17 protein-coding genes are annotated in these 19,716 nt (G+C 54.9%); all 17 read right to left on the bottom strand.

Features of this window, described 5'->3' with window-relative positions:
• Position 1: 1 nt before the first annotated feature.
• The gene (gene lpxD, locus J7395_RS14450; RefSeq protein ID WP_209221951.1) at positions 2–1,021 is read right to left on the bottom strand and encodes a UDP-3-O-(3-hydroxymyristoyl)glucosamine N-acyltransferase; all 1,020 of its coding nucleotides are present in this window, start codon (positions 1,019–1,021) and stop codon (positions 2–4) included.
• Positions 1,021–1,605: an OmpH family outer membrane protein gene (locus tag J7395_RS14445; RefSeq protein ID WP_062948613.1), complete on the bottom strand. Its 585-nt coding sequence runs from the start codon at positions 1,603–1,605 to the stop codon at positions 1,021–1,023. Before J7395_RS14445 ends, lpxD begins: the two co-directional genes overlap by 1 nt.
• Complete coding sequence (gene bamA / locus J7395_RS14440) at positions 1,605–3,899, bottom strand: outer membrane protein assembly factor BamA (protein WP_231858132.1); 2,295 nt, start codon at positions 3,897–3,899, stop codon at positions 1,605–1,607. Before bamA ends, J7395_RS14445 begins: the two co-directional genes overlap by 1 nt.
• Before the next feature lie 26 nt (positions 3,900–3,925).
• Positions 3,926–5,029 carry an RIP metalloprotease RseP gene (gene rseP / locus J7395_RS14435; RefSeq protein WP_209221950.1) on the bottom strand — a complete coding sequence of 368 codons (1,104 nt, stop codon included), beginning with the start codon at positions 5,027–5,029 and terminating at the stop codon, positions 3,926–3,928.
• A 43-nt stretch (positions 5,030–5,072) separates the two neighbouring features.
• Positions 5,073–6,236, bottom strand: a complete 1,164-nt coding sequence (locus J7395_RS14430) for a 1-deoxy-D-xylulose-5-phosphate reductoisomerase (protein ID WP_209221949.1) — start codon at positions 6,234–6,236, stop codon at positions 5,073–5,075.
• A 42-nt stretch (positions 6,237–6,278) separates the two neighbouring features.
• A complete protein-coding gene (locus J7395_RS14425) occupies positions 6,279–7,097 on the bottom strand; it encodes a phosphatidate cytidylyltransferase (RefSeq protein WP_348541232.1) in 819 nt (272 codons plus the stop codon).
• Positions 7,084–7,824 (bottom strand): isoprenyl transferase, encoded by a 741-nt coding sequence (locus J7395_RS14420; RefSeq protein WP_062961466.1) that lies wholly within the window; start codon positions 7,822–7,824, stop codon positions 7,084–7,086. Before J7395_RS14420 ends, J7395_RS14425 begins: the two co-directional genes overlap by 14 nt.
• A 2-nt stretch (positions 7,825–7,826) precedes the next feature.
• Entirely contained in the window at positions 7,827–8,390 is a 564-nt protein-coding gene (gene frr / locus J7395_RS14415) for a ribosome recycling factor (protein ID WP_062948601.1), read from the bottom strand.
• A 2-nt stretch (positions 8,391–8,392) separates the two neighbouring features.
• Positions 8,393–9,124, bottom strand: coding sequence for a UMP kinase (pyrH, locus tag J7395_RS14410; RefSeq protein ID WP_062948600.1), 732 nt, complete (start codon positions 9,122–9,124; stop codon positions 8,393–8,395).
• A 166-nt stretch (positions 9,125–9,290) separates the two neighbouring features.
• Positions 9,291–10,214: a translation elongation factor Ts gene (gene tsf, locus J7395_RS14405; RefSeq protein WP_062948598.1), complete on the bottom strand. Its 924-nt coding sequence runs from the start codon at positions 10,212–10,214 to the stop codon at positions 9,291–9,293.
• Between the two features lie 85 nt (positions 10,215–10,299).
• Positions 10,300–11,082 (bottom strand): 30S ribosomal protein S2, encoded by a 783-nt coding sequence (rpsB, locus tag J7395_RS14400; RefSeq protein ID WP_062948597.1) that lies wholly within the window; start codon positions 11,080–11,082, stop codon positions 10,300–10,302.
• Between the two features lie 235 nt (positions 11,083–11,317).
• Positions 11,318–14,803, bottom strand: a complete 3,486-nt coding sequence (gene dnaE, locus J7395_RS14395) for a DNA polymerase III subunit alpha (protein ID WP_209221947.1) — start codon at positions 14,801–14,803, stop codon at positions 11,318–11,320.
• A 99-nt stretch (positions 14,804–14,902) separates the two neighbouring features.
• Positions 14,903–15,637: an ABC transporter ATP-binding protein gene (locus J7395_RS14390; RefSeq protein ID WP_062948593.1), complete on the bottom strand. Its 735-nt coding sequence runs from the start codon at positions 15,635–15,637 to the stop codon at positions 14,903–14,905.
• A complete protein-coding gene (locus J7395_RS14385) occupies positions 15,630–16,880 on the bottom strand; it encodes a lipoprotein-releasing ABC transporter permease subunit (RefSeq protein ID WP_209221946.1) in 1,251 nt (416 codons plus the stop codon). The genes J7395_RS14390 and J7395_RS14385 overlap by 8 nt, the downstream gene beginning before the upstream one ends.
• 88 nt (positions 16,881–16,968) lie before the next feature.
• Complete coding sequence (gene proS / locus J7395_RS14380; RefSeq protein ID WP_062949337.1) at positions 16,969–18,288, bottom strand: proline--tRNA ligase; 1,320 nt, start codon at positions 18,286–18,288, stop codon at positions 16,969–16,971.
• 175 nt (positions 18,289–18,463) lie between these two features.
• Complete coding sequence (locus J7395_RS14375) at positions 18,464–19,015, bottom strand: hypothetical protein (RefSeq protein WP_247742189.1); 552 nt, start codon at positions 19,013–19,015, stop codon at positions 18,464–18,466.
• Positions 19,016–19,440: 425 nt separating this feature from the next.
• Positions 19,441–19,680: a DUF1467 family protein gene (locus J7395_RS14370; protein ID WP_062948587.1), complete on the bottom strand. Its 240-nt coding sequence runs from the start codon at positions 19,678–19,680 to the stop codon at positions 19,441–19,443.
• Between the last annotated feature and the right edge of the window lie 36 nt (positions 19,681–19,716).

Here is a 19,716-nt window from a genome sequence, read left to right as displayed (position 1 = left end):
CTTATTTCTTTTTCCGTATTAACCGTGACAGGGCCACGGTCTGTTTATGATATTCCATTACCGGCACAGCGGGGCTTCCGCCAACGGTCTCGCCCGCACCGATATTTTTCATGACACCAGACTGCGCTGCAATCTTTGCGCCGTCACCAATCTCAAGATGGCCTGTAATCCCGGCCTGACCCGCAGCAACAACAAAGTTGCCAAGCTTGGTCGATCCCGAAATCCCGACCTGGGACACGATGACACATCCCATGCCAAGTTCGACGTTATGGCCGATCTGGACAAGGTTGTCGATACGGCAACCATTGCCAATCACCGTGTCGGGCCCGGCCCCCCGGTCGATTGTCGAATTGGCCCCGATCTCGACATCATTGCCAATCACGACACGGCCAAGCTGCGGCACTTTAAGATGCCCCTGCGGCCCCATGGCAAAGCCGAAACCGTCCTGTCCAATGCGAACACCAGGATAAATCAGACACAGATTGCCGATCAGACAATGGCTGATCGTCGCCCCGGCACCGATCTTGCTTCCGGCCCCAATCACGACACCTTCACCGATCACCGCATTGCTGGCGATGATACAGCCATCACCGATCTCGCAATTTTCGCCGATCACAGCACCGGCGTCGATCTGGACACCTTTTCCAATCCTAGCGGTATCGGCAACAACGGCATGCGGTGAAACAACGCCATTCGCCTCGTCAAACGGATAATAGGCCGTTGCGGCCTTGGCATATGCCCGGTACGGATCGCTCGTCGTAAACAGCACCATATCAGCCGGCGCACGATCAACAAATTCCGGCCGGACAAAACACCCGCCTGCTGAACTGCTGACAAAGGCATCAAGATATTTGCGATTGTCGAAAAAGCTCAGGATCGACGCATCGGCATTCTGAAGCGGCGATACATCGTCAAAACGGCGCGACGGATCGGGTGCATTCACCAGTTCCGCACCGGTCAGATCGGCAATTTCCTGAACGCTGAAAGGTCCCTTGCGTTTAAAAAACCGGGCATCCGCCATCAGGACGCTTCCTTGAACTCGACGCTAAGGGTCGGCATTGCCTTGTTCACGCGGTCAAACACCTCCTTGGAAGCATCCATGGCATTGGCATGCAAAATGACCTGGCTTTTATGCAAAACCAGTGTTGCCTTGCGCTGCTCGGCAACATCGGCAATCACTTCGATCAGCGTTTTCTGGAACTTCACCCGCGATGAATTAAGCGCCTCGTCAAGGATGCGGTTGCGTCCCTGGGCAAACTTCTGGAAATCAGCCACTTTCTGCTGAAATTCTTTCTGTTTCTGCTGAATGACATCAGCAGACAGAAGGGTTCTCTGTTGGGCGATTTCCTGTTCTTCCTTGCGCAGGGCCTGCTGACGCTTTTCGATTTCCTGCTGATAAGCTTCCTGACGCGTTTTGATCTGCTTGGTCATGTCCTGCATGGCAGATGCTTCGCGCATAATGCCTTCAAAATCGACGATCATCACAACAGCAGTCGTGTCCTCCGCCCCGGTATTTTCCTGGGCCGAGGCGACAGTCATGGCACCGACCGCAAATGTCATGGCAATTGCGGCAATGGCAGTCTGGATAGATTTCATCATTTTCATCAGAATCTGGTCCCGAAGTTCAATCGGAACACTTCCTCTTTGTCGTAATCTTCTTTGAGAACAGCCTGCGAAAGGTCAACACCAATCGGGCCAAACGGCGATTCCCAGCCTACCCCAATACCAACAGATGCCCTAAGCGACCCCTCATCATAAATCTCGCCGGGCCTTGCCCCATCAACCCCTTCAGAAGAACCGAAATCACTGAACACACGACCAGTCAGGGCAAATTCGGATGGCAATCCTAACGGGAAGTCCATCTGCACCGTACCAGTATAGAAGAATTTGCCACCGACCGCATCGGTTGTTGCAATATCGCGCGGGCCCACACCGGCAGATTCAAAACCGCGAAGGTTCGAACCACCAGTAAAGAAGCGCTGCGAAATGCGCGTGTCATCGCCAATACCAAAGATATAACCGGTAGATCCCTTGGTCGACAGCACCCATTCTTTTTCACGATCCAGCGGATAGTAATACCCGCCATTCACACGCGTACGAAGATAGGTTTCCGATCCACCAAGACCGGCGAAATCGTTGGAAAGCTGCATGAAGTAGCCTTCCTTCGGTGAAATTGTGCTATCACGCTGATCGTATGTCAGTGTCTGGCCAATCGTTGACTCGGAAAATTCAGGATCTTCTTCTCGCAGCAGACGCGATGCATCGCTATCAATGTCCGAATATTCGTTAACTTCGAACCCGTAACGCACCGACTGGGACAATGCTTCAGAATAACGGAAACCGGAACGCAGACCGATACCGGTTTGCTTCTCGTCATACGAACTTTCGTCCTGGTTGTCTTCTTCACGGCGATAGATGTCGAAACCGGCACTCACATCGCGATCAAGGAAGTAAGGCTCGGTAAAGGACAGATCGATCTGCTGGCTTGAGGAGCCAAGAGTAAAGCCAAGACGCAAGTCCTGCCCTTTACCCAGCAGGTTGCGTTCACGTATACCGGCCTGACCAAACGCCCCGTCATCCGTACCGTAACCGGCACCGATGGAAAACTCGCCGGTCGACTTTTCTTCAACATCGACCTCAAGAACCGTCTGATCCGGTGCACTGCCCGGAAGCGTTTTCACATCAACCGTCTTGAAGAAGTTCAGGTTTTCAACACGCTGGCGAGAACGTTTCAGTTTCGAACTGCTGAATGCGTCGCCTTCGACAAGGCGGAATTCGCGACGGACAACCTCATCAAGGGTACGGACGTTGCCGACCACATCGATGCGCTCGACATAAACCTTCGGCCCTTCGGCAATCGTAAAGGTGATGTTGATGACACCGGTCTCGCGATCGCGTTCGACATTCGGGCGAATATCGATAAACGCATAACCCTGGTCACCGATGCTGGTGGTCAGCGCATCAATGGCGTCATCGACAAGGTCGGCATTATACCAGTCGCCTTTTTCAATCTCGATCAGCGGCATCAATGTCGCCGGATCGATCTTGTCGATCTGCGATACAACATTGATATCGCCAAACCGGTAACGCTGGCCTTCACTGACGGTATAGGTGATGAAGAAGTCCGAACGATCCGGGGTCAGTTCGGCAACCGACGACAGAACCTGGAAATCGGCATAACCGGCTGAAAGATAGAAACGGCGCAGCAATTCACGGTCAAACGTGACGCGATCCGGATCGTAATTGTCATCCGCCGTCAGGATTTTCCACCAGGCACTCTCGGTTGTCCGGACAACTTCGGACAATTCACCATCATCAAACGCCTTGTTGCCGACAAAGTTGATCTTGCGAACACCGGTCGCTTCGCCCTCGTCAATTTCAAAGACAAGATCGACACGGTTCTGTTCAAGCTGGATGACTTTGGGCTCGACCGTCGCGGCAAACCGGCCGGAACGGCGATACAGATCAAGAATACGCTGAACATCAGCCTGCACCTTGGTGCGGGTGTAAACAACGCGCGGACGCAGCTGAAGCTCCGCCCCAAGCGCATCATCCTTCAGGCGCTCGTTACCTTCAAAGGCAATCCGGTTGATGATCGGGTTTTCAACGACATTGACCTTCAGCACCCCCTGCTCGAAACCGATGGAAACATCGGCAAAAAGTCCGGTCGAAAACAACGACTTCAGCGATTCGTTGATTCTTTGCGGATCATAGGGATCGCCTTCTTTTACCGACAGATACGCGTTAACCGTCGCGGCTTCGATACGGTTGTTGCCGTCCACCCGGATTTCGCGGATAACGCTGCTTCCCTGGGCATAGGCCACCATCGGAATTATGGTTGGCGCGGTTCCACCAAGCAAGACTGCCGCCAAAGCAGCCGCTTTCACATTACGCAGCAAATTCAACCCCCTGATGCCGTATATCATCAGCCTGCCAGGCCTTTGAAGAAATTCCAGACGCCCAATTGCGTCAGGTCGTTCCAAGTTGCAAAGATGATTAAGCTGAATACCAAACCTGCCCCGAGACGGAAACCATATTCTTGTGCTTTTGCGCCCAAGGGCTTACCGCGAACCGCCTCGATGGCATAAAACACCAGATGACCACCATCAAGAACCGGAACAGGCATCAGGTTAATCAACCCAAGGCTGATCGAAAGATACGCCATAAAGAACAGAAGCGGGCCAATGCCACCCTCGGCAACCTCGCCCGACATCTGTGCGATCCGGATCGGGCCGCCAAGCTCGGAACTGTCACGTTCGCCCGAAATCATTTCACCCAATGCCGACATCGTCTGCGCGATCAGGTTCCATGTCGATGAAAACGCCTTGCCGGTCGCGTCGATAATCCCCTCGCGCTGGGTCTCAAAGGCACCGGCGGTCACACCAAGTCGGCCGAAACTCTCAACATCATCACCTTCGCCCGATGTCACGGCCTCGGGTGTTACCTGAACCTCGATTTCCTGCCCGTCACGCAGAACCGAAAGCGAAACCGGCGTACCGGCATTGGCCCGGATCACATCCGAAAGTTCGCTGAACCAGTCAATAGGCTGCCCGTTGATCGCGCTGATCCGGTCCTGGGATTGCAATTCCGCAATCGCCGCCGGGCTGCCGTCAACAACCTCGCCCACCACCGGCAGGGCGCGCTGCTGACCGACTGCGGCAAAAAGAACGGTAAAAACAATGATGGCGAACAGAAAATTGGCCAGCGGACCGGCAAAAACTATCGCCGCACGCGCTGCCAGTCCCTTGTGATGAAACGCATGTTTGCGTTCTTCGTCGTCAAGGTCGTCACGCTGCCCGGCACTTGCCGGGTTCATGTCGCCAAACATTTTGACATACCCGCCAAGCGGCAGCAGGCTGACTTTCCAGCGCGTACCCTTTTTATCGTACCAGCCAAAAAGCTCTGGCCCGAATCCGATTGAAAACGCTTCAACCTTCACGCCATTCCGGATCGCGACCCAGTAATGCCCGTATTCATGGACAAACACCAAAACCGAAAGAACAAATAGAAAGGCAAGAAGGGTTTCCATAGAAGACGTTCCTTTTTCGGGGCGAACCCCGCATTTTTGGCACTCAAAGACCGGTTTTGATCATGACCAGCGTTTCACGACGAATCATATCATCAAGATCAAACATCTGGTCGAGATCGCGTAACGGCGATGCGGCAATCCTGTTCATCATGCGCTCGACCGTTTCGGCAATTTGCAGGAAGGTAAGCTTTCCGCCCAGAAATGCACCAACGGCAATCTCGTTTGCAGCATTCAGAACAGTCGGCACCGTGCCCCCCGCCCGCAACGCTTCACGCGCCAGACGCAGGGCTGGAAACCGTTTCAGATCCGGCGAGGTAAAGTTCAACTGCCCGATCGTGGCAAAATCAAGACGCGCTACATCAACCCGTATTCTTTCGGGCCATGAAAGCGCATAGGCAATCGGGGTTCGCATATCGGGCGAGCCAAGCTGGGCAAGCACAGATCCGTCAGAATATTCCACCATGCTGTGCACGACGGATTGCGGATGCACCACCACCTCGATGCGTTCTTCAGGCACGGGGAACAGACGGCATGCCTCGATCAGTTCAAGGCCCTTGTTCATCATGGTTGCCGAATCAATCGAAATCTTCGCCCCCATGTCCCAGTTGGGGTGGGCCAGCGCCTGCTTGGGCGAAACCGATTTCATTTCCTCAAGCGACCATTCCCGGAACGGCCCCCCTGATGCTGTCAGAAGAATACGGTCAACCTTGTCGACCGACTTTTGCTCCAGCACCTGGAAAATAGCACTGTGTTCGGAATCGACAGGGATCAGAGTCGCATTGTATTTCGCGACTTCCGCCATCATCAGATCACCGGCACAAACCAGCGTTTCCTTGTTGGCAAGTCCAACCCTTGCCCCGCGGCGAATGGCCGCCAGCGTCGCCCTGAGCCCCGCCGCACCGATAATCGCGGCAATAACGATATCGGACGGGCGCGATGCGGCCTCAACCAACGCGTCATCACCGGCCGCCACCAGAATATTGGTGCCCGACAACGCCGATTTCAGATCTTCATAAAGGCTTTCATCGGCAATAACCGCCATGGCTGCCCCAAGTTCGATGGCGGCCTTTGCCAGCGCCGGCACATTTCGATGGGCGGTAATGGCGTCCACGGCATATTTGTCTGCATGTGCTTTCAGGATATCTACCGTGCTGCTGCCAACCGATCCGGTCACGCCAAGCACGCAGACTGATTTCTTAATTGTCATCAAACACCAGCTTCGCGGATTTCTGCCTCCAGGGTCCAGGCCCTAGCGCAACGACAATCCAATGAAATACACAATAACAAACGCGACAGGAAAAACCGACAACATCCCGTCGGCACGGTCAAGCAACCCGCCATGCCCCGGAATAAGGTGGCTGCTGTCCTTGACCTTGAAATGACGTTTAAGCGCTGATTCTCCAAGGTCGCCTACCTGCGCAACAATCGCCAGAACCGCACTTGCCAGAACAATGGACACCGGGATTTGATTGCTGCTGAAATAGGTGATCAGCCCCCCGATCACCATCGCACACAGCATGCCACCAATCAGGCCAGCCCAGGTTTTCTTGGGGCTGAAACGCGGGGCCAGTTTCGGACCACCAATCGCCTTGCCAAAGGCATAGGCCCCAGTATCCGTCGCCCACACCAGAAAGAACAGCCACATGATCAGCAACAGGCCATCACCATGCATGCTGCGCAGCCACTGTGCCGCCAGTGCCGCACACGATATATAAACGATGCCAAACGCCGCCAGAAACCGGTCTTTGCCCGGGCGCAGTGCCGCTGTTGCCGCACTGACGAATATCGACAGCAGAACAAACGGATATTCCCCGGTTGTCAGCAAAAGCATGGCAACCGCAAGCGCCACACCCGCAACAATCGAAATCGAATTGACATGACCGGGAACGCACATCCGCGTCCATTCCCACATCATGCCAATCGAAAACAGCAATACGAGAAACTCGAAATACGGGGAACCGAACCACACTGCCGCAACGGCGATCGGGGTCATGACCAATGCGGAAATAACCCGTGGCTTCAATCCTGAATTTGTATCTTCCTGGCGTCGGGCTTCAGATGACTGCACCAAAACGCCGCTCCCGTCCGGCAAAGTTTTCTATCGCTTTTTCAAGATGTTCACGTCCGAAATCGGGCCAAAGAACCTGATCGAACACGAACTCCGTATAGGCCGACTGCCAAAGCAGGAAATTGCTGATGCGCTGTTCGCCGCTGGTCCGGATCAGCAGATCCGGATCGGGCATTCCAACCGTCGTCAGATGCGCCTCGACCATGTTTTCGTCGATGGCATCAGGCCGGATTTCCCCGGCCGCAACCTTCTGCGCAATCAGCCGTACCGCATCGGTGATTTCCGCCCGTGCACCATAACTCAGCGCAATGGTCAGGTTCAAACGGGTATTGCCCTGCGTGCGTTCCTCGGCATTGGCCAGAAGAACACGAATATCGTCATCAAAACGTGTGCGGTCCCCGATGATCCGGATACGGACACCGTTTTTGTGCAGGGTTGCCAGTTCGCGTTTGATGAACAGCCGCAACAAGCCCATCAGGTCGCTGACTTCACTTTCCGGACGCTTCCAGTTTTCGGTCGAAAATCCGTAAAGGGTCAGATACTCGATACCGATTTCTGCCGCGGCTTCAACCGTGCGACGCACGGCGTCTACCCCCGAACGATGTCCCATCGTACGGGGCTTGCCACGCAGCTTCGCCCAGCGCCCGTTGCCATCCATGATGATGGCAACATGACGCGGCACAACCTGCAAATCTGAAGGGTTGGGTTGAGATGCCAGCACCGTCATGATTAGACTTGCATGATTTCCTGTTCTTTATGGGCGAGCGCTTCGTCGATCTCGCCAATGACCTTGTCGGTCAGCTTCTGGATCTCTTTTTCCTCGTTATGGAGGTCATCTTTCGAGATCACGCTGTCCTTTTCCCATTTCTTGATCTGGTCGATGCCGTCACGACGGACGTTACGAACAGAAATACGGGCCTGCTCGGCATATTTGCCGGCAACCTTGGACAGTTCCGCACGGCGTTCCTCGTTCAATGCCGGGATCGGCACGCGAACAAGCGTACCATCAGCCGCCGGGTTCAGGCCAAGACCTGAATCACGGATCGCTTTTTCGACCGATTTAACCATCGATTTGTCCCAGACCTGAACCGAAAGCATACGCGATTCCGGAACACTGACGGACGCAACCTGGTTAAGCGGGGTCGGTACGCCGTAGGCTTCAACCATGACCGGTTCAAGAAGGTTTGCACTGGCCCGCCCGGTCCGAAGCCCGGTGAATTCCTTGTGCAAAACTTCGACAGCCCCTTCCATACGGCGGGCAAGGTCTTTTTTCAGGCCAGCAACGTCAGACACCTTCAGTCTCCATTCGAAATAATCGTAAACGTACCATTTGCACAAACCACGTCGGCAAATGCGCCCGGATTATGCAAAGAAAATACAATAACCGGAATATCATTTTCGCGTGCCAATGAAATAGCCGATGCATCCATAACACGCAAATCTTTGGCAAGAACTTCCATATAGGTCAGCGAATCATAGCGTTCCGCCGTCGGGTCAACTTTCGGATCGGCGGTGTAAACCCCGTCAACCTGCGTCCCCTTAAGCAACGCGTCGCAGCCCATTTCAACCGCGCGAAGTGCCGCTGCCGTATCGGTTGTAAAGAACGGGTTGCCCGTACCGGCGGCAAAAATCACCACCCGGCCCTTTTCCATATGGCGTACCGCGCGACGGCGGATATAGGGCTCACAAACCGATGACATCGGAATGGCGGACTGCACGCGGGTCTGGACCCCGTGGCGCTCAAGCGCGTTCTGAACCGCAAGGGCATTCATGATGGTGGCCAGCATGCCCATATAATCAGCCGTGGCACGCTCCATGCCCTGGGATGCGCCCTTGACCCCGCGGAAGATGTTCCCCCCGCCAATCACCATGCAAACCTCGGCACCCATGTCATGAACGGCTTTGATTTCGCTTGCGATCCGGTCAACCGTCTCGGGATCAATCCCGTATTGCTGTTTTCCCAGAAGCCCCTCGCCCGAAAGTTTCAGAAGGACGCGACGAAATTTCAGTTGGCCGTTTTCTGCCATGTTGGATTGCCTCTTACTGCCGATATTTCAAACTGTCCCGAAACCCGGTTCAGCAAAATTCAGATATAAAAAGACCGGCGAGTAACAGGGCGATTATGCGCTGCCGACCTCGCCGGTCTGGGATCATACACGAAATGACACACGACGCACCATTTCGATCAGATGTTTATTTCTTCAGCTGCTCAGCAACTTCTGCAGCAAAGTCTTTTTCTTCTTTCTCGATGCCTTCACCGAGTTCGAAGCGGACAAATCCTTTAAGGGTGATCGGTTTGCCAGCGTCTTTTGCGGCATTTGCGATCACGTCTTTGACTTTGCTTTCGCCGTCAATCACGAAGGTCTGCTCGACCAGAACGACCTGCTCGTAATATTTACGGATACGGCCATCAATCATCTTTTCGATGATTTCAGCCGGACGGCCCGATTCTTTAGCCTGTTCGGTCAGAACGGCTTTCTCGCGCTCGACCAGTTCCGGATCCAGATCGTCAACCGTGGCCGAAGCCGGGTTGGTTGCTGCAATGTGCATTGCGATCTGTTTGCCAAGGCCTTCAAGAACGCTCGCATCAGCTTCGGATTCGAGTGCAACCAGAACGCCGATCTTGCCGAGGTTCGGCGCAATCGCGGAATGGATGTAGGACGCAACAGCACCCTTCTCGACCGAGATACCAGCCGAACGACGCAGGTTCATGTTTTCGCCGATGGTGGCGATCATGTGGGTAACCTGTTCTTCGACGTTACGCGAAGTACCCGGGAACGGGGTTGCTTTCAGCGCATCGATATCGCCATTGGCCGAAACGGCCTGGTTTGCGATTTCTGCGACGAATTTCTGGAAGTCTTCGTTACGCGAAACGAAGTCGGTTTCGGAGTTGAGTTCGACAACGGCACCGGAAGTACCGTTAACAGCAACACCCACCAGACCTTCGGCGGCAACACGACCGGCTTTCTTGGCAGCAGCAGCAAGACCTTTGGTACGAAGCCAGTCAACGGCAGCTTCAAGGTTACCTTCGGTTTCGGACAGCGCCTTTTTGCAATCCATCATGCCAGCGCCGGTGGTTTCGCGAAGCTCTTTAACCAGAGCAGCGGTAATAGCCATTTTTAAAGCCCCTATTACGCGATCAGTGAACACCTAAAGAAACGGCGGCATGCTAGCCGCCGTTTCATCAGGTACAAAATGAAACTTATGCGGAAGCTGCTTCCTGAGCGGCTTCTTCAACAGCAGCGGCTTCAGCCGGAACTTCTTCGGATTCACCGAGATCCGCGCCAGAAGCAGTCATTTCCTGCTGGATACCGTCCAGAACCGCGCCAACGAACAGGTCGCAATAAAGCTGGATCGCACGGATCGCATCGTCGTTGCCCGGGATCGGGTAAGCAACGTTTGCCGGATCCGAGTTGGAGTCCAGAATTGCAACAACCGGAATGTTCAGGTTCTTGGCTTCGTGAACAGCAAGTGCTTCCTTGTTGGTGTCGACCACGACGATGATGTCGGGAAGACCACCCATGTCCTTGATACCGCCAAGCGCGCGCTCAAGCTTGTCGCGCGAACGGGTCAGGTTCAGGATTTCTTTTTTGGTCAGACCTTCTGCACCGGCAGACAGGATCTCGTCCTGTTCTTTCAGGCGTTTGATCGAGTTGGAAACGGTGTTCCAGTTGGTCAGCATACCGCCGAGCCAACGATGGTTCACATAGTACTGACCGCAACGCTTTGCAGCTTCCGCGATGACCGGGGATGCCTGACGCTTGGTACCGACGAACAGAACGCGACCACCACCTGCGGTGACGTCACGAACGGCCTGCATCGCACGATGCAGCATCGGAACGGTTTCCTGAAGATTCAGGATGTGAATGTCATTGCGTGCACCAAAGATGAACTGCTTCATCTTCGGGTTCCAGCGGCGGGTGTGGTGACCAAAGTGGACGCCAGCTTCCATCAGCTGACGCATGGTAAAGGTTGGCAAAGCCATGATAAATTCCTACCTTTTTCCGGTTAATACCTCCGCGGAAGGGAATTTCACGCCAGCTTGCGTGAAACACCGGATGGACGAATTTCTGCATAAAGCATTATTCGCCACGCTCCCGCGTGCGATGTTCGGGGCGGGTTTTAGCCCCCTCCTGCAAAGAATGCAAGCCTTAAAGTACGCTCAAACCGCCGGAAAGTGAACCCGAAGCCCGATCACAATTTCCGCCTGCCCGCACCAATCAGATTTCCTCGGCCAGTTCGACACCCGGAATGGCCCCGACCGCCCCGATAAGGGACGGCCCGACCTTATAGGTATCTTCAAGCTCGACCTCGGCAATACGGCCATCGGCACACACCGTCGAAAGACTGACCAGACCGCGCCCTTTCCCCGATTTTTCAAGCAGTTCGCGGATTTCCGCCACCGGATCAGGCCGGTTCAGTCGAATGCGGATACCCTCGGCAGCCCCTGAAACCGCATGTTCAAGGTCTTCGACCTTCTGCCCCTGGATGCGAAGCTGCCCCTCGCGCATTTCGGCTGCCACCACCAGCAATACCGGTCGTCCGGCATTGATGATTTCCTTGTAAGCCGCCCATGCCTCGGCCCAGAACGCGACCTCGAAACTGCCGGTGGGATCGGAAAACATCACAAACGCGAATTTCGATCCGTTTTTCTTGGAAATCATTTCACGCGCATTGATCAGCGTCCCGGCAAGCTTGATCGATCCCTTGTTCTGGGCCCGCATGCGGGCCGGAAGTTCCTTGATCGGCGCAATGCCGATCCGCTGTAGACTTTTGCCAAAGGTATCCAGCGGATGGGCCGAAAGATAAAAACCGATGGCCGAAAATTCCTCGGTCAGTTTTTCCATCGGCACCCAGTCGCGTTCATCGGGCAACCGGATGGCATCCTTGCCAAAGCCGGTATCCTCGCCAAACATCGAAATCTGGTCATTGTTGCGCGCCTGCATTTCGCGCTGGGAAACCGCCATCACGCGGTCGACATGCTCGAACATCACCTTGCGGTTCGTCGTCAGGCAATCAAGTGCCCCTGCCCGCACAAGGTTTTCAAGCAACCGCTTGTTTACCGCCCGGCTATCGATGCGCGATGCGAAATCGGTCAGGTCCTTGAACGGACCATTGGCCTCGCGCTCCGCAACAAGGCTTTCCATCGCGGCATCACCAACGTTACGCACCGCTGCCAGTGCATAACGGATTTTGCGAACCCCATCATAATTTTCGACCGAAAACGCCACTTGCGAATTATTGATGCAGGGCGGCAGGATTTCGATGCCAAGCCGTTCGGCTTCCTGTTTGAAAATCGCCAGCTTTTCGGTGTTGTGCATATCAAGCGTCATCAACGCGGCCATGAACTCGACCGGATAATTCGCCTTAAGATACGCCGTCTGATACGCCACCAGCGCATAGGCCGCCGCGTGCGATTTGTTAAAGCCATAGGATGCGAACTTGGCAACCTGATCAAAGATGTCGGATGCCTGCCCGCGCGGCACCCCGTTCTTTTCCGCCCCGTCAACAAACAGCGACCGCTGCTTTTCCATTTCCTCGGCGATCTTTTTACCCATCGCACGCCGCAACAGGTCCGCACCGCCAAGCGAATAGCCCGACATCGTCTGGGCAAGCTGCATGACCTGTTCCTGATAGATCATGATGCCATAGGTTTCTTCGAGGATCGGCTGCAACATCGGGTGCATGTAATCAGGTTCTTCCTGACCATGCTTACGCGCGATGTAGTGCGGGATATTGTCCATCGGGCCCGGACGATACAGCGCCACCACAGCGATAATATCTTCGATCGTATCGGGCTTCAGGCCGCGCAGAACGTCCTGCATGCCCTGCGATTCAAGCTGGAACACACCGACCGTCTCGGCCGCCGAAAGCAGCTTGAACGCCACCCGATCATCAAGGGGAATGGCACTGATATCAAAGTCTTGTGGGACGTCTTTGCGAAGCCGCATCAGATTGACAGCCTCGATAATCACCGTCAGGGTTTTCAAACCGAGGAAGTCGAACTTCACCAGACCGGCATTTTCAACATATTTCATGTTGAACTGGGTCACTGGCATATCGGATCGCGGATCACGATAAAGCGGCACAAGCTCATCAAGGTCACGGTCGCCGATCACCACCCCTGCGGCGTGTGTCGACGAGTTGCGATAAAGCCCCTCGATCTGCATTGCGATGGACAGCAGCCGGTCAATATCCGGGTCTTCGCGCGCAATCCGGCGCAGATCCGGCTCCATGTCGATGGCTTCCTTAAGCGGGATCGGCTTGGCCGGGTCCCCCGGAATCATCTTGCAGATTTTGTCGACATAGCCATACGGGATGCTCAGAACACGGCCAACGTCACGCACCGCAGCCTTGGCCTGTAATTTACCGAATGTGATGATCTGCGCCACACGGTCATGGCCGTATTTCTGCTGCACATATTCAATCACCTCGCCGCGCCGGTCCTGACAGAAATCGACATCGAAGTCAGGCATGGATACGCGTTCCGGGTTCAGGAAGCGTTCAAACAGCAACGAAAAATGCAGCGGATCAAGATCGGTAATCAGCAGGGCATAGGCAACAAGCGACCCCGCACCCGAACCACGGCCCGGTCCAACCGGGATTTCATGATCCTTGGCCCACTGGATAAAGTCCGCAACGATCAGGAAGTAACCCGGGAATCCCATCTGATTGATGATGCCAAGCTCGTATTCAAGGCGCTCCCAATAGGGTTTGGCGATTTCTTCCTTCTGCGCATCCGTCATATCTTCGGTAAAGACATATTTCGCAAGGCGGCCCTTAAGGCCCTCCTCGGACATATGACGCAGTTCGTCGACCTCGGTACGGCCTTCGCCGCAATCAAACGGCGGCAGGATCGGATCAATTTTCTCGACATGCCATGAACACCGCTTGGCAATCGTCAACGTGTTGTCACAGGCCTCGGGAATGTCGGCAAAAAGCTCGCGCATCTCGGCGGCAGTCTTGAACCGGTGCTCCGGTGTCAGGCGCCAACGGTCTTCCTGCCCGACAACCGCACCCTGCCCGATGCAGATAAACACATCGTGGGCTTCATACATTTCCGCCTTGGGGAAAAAGCAGTCATTGGTCGCGACCAGCGGGATATTGTGATCATAGGCCAGCTTGATCAGACCCGGCTCAACCTTTTCCTCGACCGGCTCGCCGTGGCGCTGCAGTTCGATATAAAGCCGGTTGCCAAATATCCCCGAAAGCTTGTTCAGGCATTCGGTAGCCGCCTCAAGCTGCCCCTCGGCAATCAACCGTGCCAGCGGCCCGGTCGGCCCGCCAGTCAGGCAGATGATGTCGGAACTGTATTGTTCGATATGATCATAAAGCGCCTTGGGCTCGCTGCCTGCTTCGCTGGTCATGTGTGCCCGCGAAACGATTTTCAGAAGGTTGAAATACCCCCGCTCATTCTTTGCGATCAGAACCAGCTTGTCCGGGTTGGGTTCACGCGAAATCCTGCCAACAACCGGCTGGTCGCCAAACCGTTCAACACCGATCTGTACGCCAAGGATCGGCTGCACGCCCGCCCCGCTCATCACACCGGAAAAATCAAGCGCGCCGAACATATTATCGCTATCGGTCATCGCAACCGCGGGCTGACCATCCGCCTCGCACATCTTTGCCAGTTCCTTCGTCGTGATGGCACCTTCGGCAAGCGAGTAGTTGGTGTGAACACGAAGATGGACGAAACCGTTTTCCATTTCAGAAAACCCCGGAACAAGAATGGCAAAGGCAGGAAAACCGCCACCCCGAATCACTCCGGGGCGCGGTGCTCTGCTAACTTAAAGAACTTCGACGAATTACGAAAGGGTATCGGGATCAAGTTCGACCAGATGCCCGTCACGCAGGGTCACAACCCGGTCCATCTGGCGCGCCAGTTCCGGGTTATGGGTCGCAATCAGCGACGCCAGACCGGTTTCACGCACCAGCGTCATCAACATCCCGAACACGGTTTCGGCAGTATGCGGGTCAAGGTTGCCGGTCGGCTCGTCGGCAAACAGCACATCGGGCACATTGGCAAGCGCACGCGCAATTGCCACCCGCTGCTGTTCCCCGCCCGAAAGCCGCGCCGGGCGATGTTCGGCCCGTTTTTCAAGTCCAAGACAGCGCAGCAGTTCAAGCCCGCGTTCAGTCGCATCCGGCCGTTTCAGGCCATTGATCATCTGCGGAATCACGACGTTTTCAATCGCTGAAAATTCCGGCAGCAGATGATGATACTGATAAACGAACCCGATATGCTTGCGGCGCATTTCGGTGCGCGCCAGATCGGAAAGGTCCGTGCTGCGTTTCCCACCAATCGAAACCATGCCACGATCAGGCTTTTCAAGCAGGCCGGCAATCTGAAGCAGGGTCGATTTACCCGCCCCCGACGGCCCGACAAGGGCGACGATCTCTCCCTGATGGATTTCAAGATCAACGGATTTCAGGATTTCAAGCTGATCGGGGCCCTGATTGAAGACGCGATCAATCTTTTCAAGCCGCAAGACGACTTTCTGTGCACGTTCCTGCGCGGTTTTCTTGACCATATCACTCATAACGCAGCGCCTCCACCGGATCGAGGCGCGATGCACGCCATGCCGGATAAACCGTCGCCAGGAACGACAGGGTCAGGGACATCACACAGACCAGAACCACTTCGCTGACATCCATGTCAGCCGGAAGCTGCGACAGGAAATAGATTTCCGCATTAAACAGGTCCGCCCCGGTCAGGCTCTGGATGAACTGGCGGATATTTTCGATATTCAGGCAGAACAGAACGCCAAGGATCAGGCCGCTTAACGTACCGACAACCCCGATGGATGCCCCGGCCAGGAAGAAGATGCGCATCACCGATGACCGGGTCGCCCCCATCGTGCGCAGGATCGCGATATCGCGCCCCTTGTCCTTCACCAGCATCACCATGCCCGAAATGATATTGAATGCCGCCACCAGAATAATCAGCGTCAGGATCAGGAACATTACATTACGTTCAACCTGTAACGCATTGAAGAAGCTGGAATTTGATTGCTGCCAATTCACCAGCCGCAGATGTTCCCCCGACAGGTTCGACAGCAGATCATTCATGCTGGACGACAGACGCGACGGGTCTTCAAGCATCACTTCAAAATGGCTGATCTTTTCCGGCAGGCGGAAATAAATCTGGGCGGCATCCAGCGGCATGAAGATAAAGCCGCTGTCATATTCATACATGCCGATATCAAACAGCCCGACAACCTTATAGGCCCGCACACGCGGTACGGAACCGAACGCCGTCACATTGCCCTTGGGCGAGATCAGATTGACATTGTCACCCACCCCGACACCAAGCTTCATGGCAAGGCGTGCGCCCATGATCACGGTATCCTCGCCCTTGAAATCGTCCAGCGATCCAAAAACGATATTGTCCGCAATCGTCGGACGTTTGGCAAGGTCAGACGCCCGCACACCGCGCACGATGGCACCGGATGCGCGGCCATTGTTCGATGCCATCACCTGCCCCTCGACCACCGGGGTCACAAGCGTGACATTGCCGGTTTCCGCGATCTTCTTTTCAATCGCATCATAATTGGGCAGACCATCCGGACTTTGCGCATAAACCGATATATGCCCGTTCAGTCCCAGAATACGTCCGAGCAATTCGGCCCGGAACCCGTTCATGACCGACATGACGATAATCAGGGTCGCAACGCCCAGCATGATGCCAAGCAGCGAAAAGATGGCGATGACGGAAACAAAGCCTTCTTGCCGACGGGGACGCAGGTAGCGGAAAGCCACCAGACGTTCGAACGGACTGAACATGCGCAAATGATCCTCGTGGAAGCGTATCGGAAAGAATTCCGGAAATCAGGACGGGGCAGCCAAGGCTGCCCCGTTTGCAAAATCGTTATCAGGCGCCGATCTGGTTAAGTGCGGCTTCAAGCGTGACTTCTGTCCGCTCGCCGGATTTGCGGTTTTTAAGCTCGACCACACCGGCTTTAAGGCCTTTCGGGCCAATCACGATCTGCCAAGGCAGACCGATCAGGTCCATATCGGCAAATTTGCCACCCGCGCGGATGTCGCGGTCATCATAAAGCACTTCGATCCCGGCGTTATGCAGCTTGGCATAAACGTCTTCGCAGGCCGCGTCACATTCATCATCACCAGTGCGCAGGTTGATCAGGCCAACCTTGTAGGGCGCAACCGATTCCGGCCAGATGATGCCGTTCTCGTCGTGCGATGCCTCGATCAATGCGCCGACAAGGCGCGAAACGCCAATGCCGTATGATCCCATCTGGACCGGCACTTCCTTGCCGTCCGGGCCAAGGATGGTGGCCCCCATCGGTTCGGAATATTTCGCACCGAAATGGAAGATATGGCCGACTTCGATCCCGCGCGTCGCGATCATGTCGTCACCGGAAATCGGGCTATTGGCCGGATCATGCTTGTCTTCGGTCGCAGCGTAATCTTCAAGCGTCGTCTGGACCCAGTTTTCAAGCCCGGTGCGATCATTCAGATCAACACCCTTGCCCGTCAGATCCTTGTCCAGCCACTTCTTGTCGCAGAACACTTCGCTTTCGCCGGTTTCGGCCAGAATGATGAATTCATGGCTAAGATCGCCGCCAATCGGGCCAGTATCGGCCACCATCGGGATCGCCTTCACGCCAAGGCGCGTAAAGGTCCGGCAATAGGCCAGAAACATCTTGTTATAGGCGTGCCGCGAACTTTCGTAATCGACATCGAACGAATACGCATCCTTCATCAGGAATTCGCGACCACGCATCACGCCAAAGCGCGGGCGGATCTCGTCGCGGAATTTCCACTGAATGTGATACAGCATCTGCGGAAGCTGCTTATAGGACCGGACATCCTTGCGGAAGATATCGGTGATCACTTCCTCGTTGGTCGGACCAAACAGCATTTTGCGGTCATGACGGTCGGTGATGCGCAGCATTTCAAGGCCGTAATCCTCGTACCGTCCGCTTTCCTGCCAAAGTTCGGCCGGCTGGATGGTCGGCATCAGCAATTCGTTGCAGCCAATCGCGTCCTGCTCTTCGCGCACGATCTGCTCGATCTTTTTAAGCACGCGATAGCCAAGCGGCAGCCAGGAATAAATCCCCGCCGAAAGCTGGCGCACCATACCGGCACGCAGCATCAGTCGATGGGAAGCGATCTGTGCTTCTGCCGGCGTTTCCTTGAGAGTCGGCAGAAAGAACTGGGAAAGACGCATCAATGCCTCGTGATGATCAAAGCTGAAAATATCAGGTATACAAAAGACCTTGCCCGGAAAATGCGACAGCACAGCCCGAAACGCAAGCCGGAACTTGCTTTATATCGGCAAGACGTGATCTAGCGCCCAATCGTGGCAGGTTTGCGAAAACACACAGGCTTTTTCAGGTACAACCTTACCGGAAGCCCGCCGCCCGGCACGCAGCCGCCAGTTCATCCTGCCCCGCCTCGTTGCCAAGCGGCGTGTCATTGAAATAAACCCGCCCGTTGCGATAGGTAATCTTGCCGATATTGGACTCGCCACTGATCCCGTCCGGCACGGAAATCCCCGCATATTCAAAGAAATCAATCGTCACCGGAAATTCGATTTCCTTGGGCAGCGAATTCAGTATCTGGCTGCCGCCATCCAGATCGGCCGGGGCGACCTTGCGGCCATAAACATCGACACCGGGCTTATAGGCCACATCGTCATCCGGCACATGGCTGACCAGTTCCCGGCAGGCCGACCGCGTGACCGTGATGGTTGGCTTCGCCTTCTCGGCACTCGCAGCACCTGCTGCGTCCGGTACGGCATTTTCACCTGCCGCTGGTCCCGGCAAGGGGGAGTCGCTTTGCGCCAGAACGCCACCCGCACCGGTCATGATCACGCCAGCAACAAACATCGAAACCATGAAATTCACAGGATAAATCCCGATTTTCATAGAGCGGGTCGTTACAAAATTCTTCATATCGCCGGTCCATCCTATTTATGTGCGGTGCAGCATCGAATCATCTGTGAATATTGGTCAAAACATCTTGCACAAAAGTGAAATATGTGGCTTTTTGATCCTCCGCTAACGGCGCAAGATCGTTGCGGAAGACGTATCGCAGCCGCTCATAAAATTGCGGGAGGCTTTGTTGCCAATGAGCATACAAGAAGCAGGCGCGACGTCGAAATAAAACCTGTGCCAAGTGCCCAGGTCTTAGGAGGAAGCAAAAAAAGATTACGGGAAAACAGCTATAAAAATAGCATCTTGGCAAGATCCTTGTGATCTTGCTTTTTTTTGTCCGCATCCCGGCCCGCCTTCCCTTTCCCGTGATTTTTGTGCAGCCCTGCAAACAAAAACCCCGCAGCAAATGTGCGGGGTTTGTTTTTACCGGCCTGCGCCAAAACTCATTGCGGCGGACGAACTTCGATCATGCCACTGGTGATCACGAAATACGCCACCACCCACAAAATTGCCGAAATCAGGCTGGTCGCCAAAACCTTCTTCCACATATGCGGCTTTTGCGGTGCGCCGCTATCGTGGCCGGGCTGGACATTTTCCTCGCGCTTCACGCCGACCGGCAACACCATGAACAGCACCAGCCACCAGATCACGATGTAAACAAGGATCGCGGAAAACCAGTTCATGCTGCACTCTTTTCGTGGTTGCGGGAATAAGGGCCG

Source organism: Thalassospira sp. A3_1 (genome assembly GCF_017744215.1).
Taxonomy (GTDB): domain Bacteria; phylum Pseudomonadota; class Alphaproteobacteria; order Rhodospirillales; family Thalassospiraceae; genus Thalassospira; species Thalassospira lucentensis_A.
Note: the sequence above shows the minus strand (reverse complement) of the source record. Positions and strands in the feature narration are given on the sequence as shown.

Excerpts from the sequence above, each read along its gene's own strand:
- lpxD (WP_209221951.1), bottom strand. The coding sequence starts at position 1,021 with ATGGCGGATGCCCGGTTTTTTAAACGCAAGGGACCTTTCAGCGTTCAG.
- J7395_RS14445 (WP_062948613.1), bottom strand. The coding sequence starts at position 1,605 with ATGAAAATGATGAAATCTATCCAGACTGCCATTGCCGCAATTGCCATG.
- rseP (WP_209221950.1), bottom strand. The coding sequence starts at position 5,029 with ATGGAAACCCTTCTTGCCTTTCTATTTGTTCTTTCGGTTTTGGTGTTT.
- J7395_RS14430 (WP_209221949.1), bottom strand. The coding sequence starts at position 6,236 with ATGACAATTAAGAAATCAGTCTGCGTGCTTGGCGTGACCGGATCGGTT.
- J7395_RS14420 (WP_062961466.1), bottom strand. The coding sequence starts at position 7,824 with ATGACGGTGCTGGCATCTCAACCCAACCCTTCAGATTTGCAGGTTGTG.
- pyrH (WP_062948600.1), bottom strand. The coding sequence starts at position 9,124 with ATGGCAGAAAACGGCCAACTGAAATTTCGTCGCGTCCTTCTGAAACTT.
- tsf (WP_062948598.1), bottom strand. The coding sequence starts at position 10,214 with ATGGCTATTACCGCTGCTCTGGTTAAAGAGCTTCGCGAAACCACCGGC.
- rpsB (WP_062948597.1), bottom strand. The coding sequence starts at position 11,082 with ATGGCTTTGCCAACCTTTACCATGCGTCAGCTGATGGAAGCTGGCGTC.
- dnaE (WP_209221947.1), bottom strand. The coding sequence starts at position 14,803 with ATGGAAAACGGTTTCGTCCATCTTCGTGTTCACACCAACTACTCGCTT.
- J7395_RS14390 (WP_062948593.1), bottom strand. The coding sequence starts at position 15,637 with ATGAGTGATATGGTCAAGAAAACCGCGCAGGAACGTGCACAGAAAGTC.
- J7395_RS14385 (WP_209221946.1), bottom strand. The coding sequence starts at position 16,880 with ATGTTCAGTCCGTTCGAACGTCTGGTGGCTTTCCGCTACCTGCGTCCC.
- proS (WP_062949337.1), bottom strand. The coding sequence starts at position 18,288 with ATGCGTCTTTCCCAGTTCTTTCTGCCGACTCTCAAGGAAACGCCGGCA.
- J7395_RS14375 (WP_247742189.1), bottom strand. The coding sequence starts at position 19,015 with ATGAAGAATTTTGTAACGACCCGCTCTATGAAAATCGGGATTTATCCT.
- J7395_RS14370 (WP_062948587.1), bottom strand. The coding sequence starts at position 19,680 with ATGAACTGGTTTTCCGCGATCCTTGTTTACATCGTGATCTGGTGGCTG.